This window comes from Nostocoides japonicum T1-X7, from assembly GCF_001046855.1.
Classification (GTDB): Bacteria; Actinomycetota; Actinomycetes; order Actinomycetales; family Dermatophilaceae; genus Nostocoides; species Nostocoides japonicum.
Genome location: NZ_HF570958.1, coordinates 4,673,413 through 4,675,520 on the forward strand (window position 1 = coordinate 4,673,413; position 2,108 = coordinate 4,675,520).

At 74.3% G+C, this 2,108-nt stretch carries 2 protein-coding genes; one reads left to right on the forward strand and one right to left on the reverse strand.

Going from position 1 to position 2,108, the window contains the following annotated elements:
- Window positions 1–751 (reverse strand): squalene synthase HpnC (gene hpnC, locus BN12_RS21240; protein WP_053080145.1); only part of this gene is annotated, 751 nt, incomplete at its 3' end.
- Window positions 752–868: 117 nt separating this feature from the next.
- On the opposite strand from hpnC, the gene BN12_RS21245 reads away from it, so the two are divergent.
- Window positions 869–2,074, forward strand: a complete 1,206-nt coding sequence (locus BN12_RS21245; protein ID WP_048555564.1) for a PucR family transcriptional regulator — start codon at window positions 869–871, stop codon at window positions 2,072–2,074.
- The last annotated feature ends 34 nt before the right edge of the window (window positions 2,075–2,108 follow it).

Here is a 2,108-nt window from a genome sequence, read left to right on the forward strand (position 1 = left end):
CGCCCGCGACGAAGCCCGCCACGCAGGGCCGGGCCCAGCCGTGCAGCCGGCCGACGAGGCCGGCTCCCTCGTCCAGGAGGGTGCCGGCGCGCTCGATCTCGGCCATCATGAGCGCCGCGAGCGCCGGGCTCGCGGCGTCGCGGTCGAGGTCCGGCTCGGGCACGCCGTAGGCCCGGAGATCCTCCTGCGGAAGGTAGACCCGGCCGGCTCTCCGGTCCTCGCCGACGTCCTGCCAGTGCTCGAGCAGCTGCAGGGCCGTGCAGACGCGATCGGACAGCGCGACGGTCTCCGGGCGGGCCCGTTCGAAGATGCCGAGCACGATCCTGCCGACGGGATCCGCGGAGAGCCGGCAGTAGCCGAGCAGATCGTCGAAGGACTCGTAGCGGGTCACCACCTGGTCCTGCAGGTTGGCGTGGACGAGCCGGTGGAAGGGCTCGGCCGGCAGGTCGTGGGCGTGGACGGTGTGGGAGAGGTCGACGAGGACCGGGTCCACGAGCGGGCCGCCGGACCAGATCCGCCCCAGCTCCTCCTCGAGGTGGCGCAGTCGCGCCGCGCGGTCACCGCCGGCGCTGTCCCCCAGCTCGTCGACTCCGCGAGCGAACGCGTAGACCGCGCGCAGGTCGCGGCGGTAGGCGCGGGGCAGCGCGCGGAGCGCGACGGGGAAGTTCTCCGCACGCTCGTGTGCCGCCAGCCGACCCGGCGGGAGCCACCCCCCGGGCGGCTCCCGCAGCTGCGCTCTCGCCGTTCCCACCTCTCGATCATCGGTGCTCCGGGGGTGCGCAGTCTCCACCCCAACGTCACGTTGTCGGCCACCGGAATTGTCACATCCGTATAATCGAGGCGTGCCCTCTGGCTGCGGTGCTCACCGATGACGATCGCGGCGTCCGACCGGGGCCGCCTCGAGTCGGCGCTCGTGGCCCGCCTGCCCAGCCTGCTGGAGGACGTCGCCGAGGGGCTGCGCGAGTACTGGCCCGACTATGCCGACTTCCTCAGCGCGGAGTCCGGCGGCGTGGCGGAGGCCGGAACGCTCTTCGTGCGGCAGCTCATGGAGATGGCCGAGCCCTCCCCCACGGATGCGGACGCGGCTCACCGGTCCTCGACCGTGCGGGTCGGCGAGGAGACCGTCCACCTCGTGTTCGAGCAGATCGGCCGCCAGCAGCTGCGGGCCGGCAACGACCTCACGCGGTTGCTCACGGCCTTCCAGCTCGGAGCCCGGCAGGCGTGGCGGCAGGTGTCGACGACGGCCCTGCAGATGGACCTGGCCCCCGAGGTCCTCGCGTCCTTGGCGGACTCCGTCTTCGTCTTCGTCAACGAGCTCTCGTTCTCCGCCGCGCGAGGCTACCTGCAGGCCCAGCTCGACGACGCGAGGCTCCGCGAGCGCAACCGCGAGGAGCTCGTCCGGCTCCTGCTCTCCGAGCGCGCGAGCCAGGAGGCGGTGCGGGCCGCGGCCCGGCGCGCGGACTGGCCCCTCCCCGACCGCGCGGCGGTCGTCCTCGTCGACCCGGGCGACGACACCGCCCGACGACTCGTCGACGGGCTGGGCGGCAACTGCCTCGCGGTCCGCCAGGCCGACGTCTACGGCGCCATCGTCCCGAACGTCCACACGACGAGCGGGCGCACGAACCTGGCCCGTCAGCTCCGCGGGGCCGGCGCCGTCGTCGGCTATGTCGTGCCGCTCGACCGCCTCCCGCGCAGCGCGGAGGTGGCGCGCGTCGTCGAGGACCTGCGCCGCCAGGGCATGGTGACCGGCGACCCGGTGTTCGCCGAGGAGCACCTCGACACGATCATCGTCTGGCGCGACCCCGCCCTCACCGAGGCGCTGCGCCGAGGGGTCCTCGCGCCCTTCGCCGACCTGCCGGAGACGGTCCGCGAGCGGCTCGTCGACACCCTCACCTCGTGGCTGCGCCATCAAGGCGACCGGCACGCGATGGCCGCCGAGCTGAGCATCCACCCCCAGACGGTGCGGTACCGGATGGCTCAGGTGCGCGAGCTGTTGGGGGACGCGCTCGACTCGCCACGCGAGCGGGCCCGCCTGTTCCTCGCCCTCTCCTGGCCCGTGCGGCCGCCGGACTGAGCCCGGGCGTCGGCGGCCAGGCCGGCCGCGGCGC

Coding starts and splice junctions, on each gene's coding strand:
- BN12_RS21245 (WP_048555564.1), top strand. CDS start 869: ATGACGATCGCGGCGTCCGACCGGGGCCGCCTCGAGTCGGCGCTCGTG.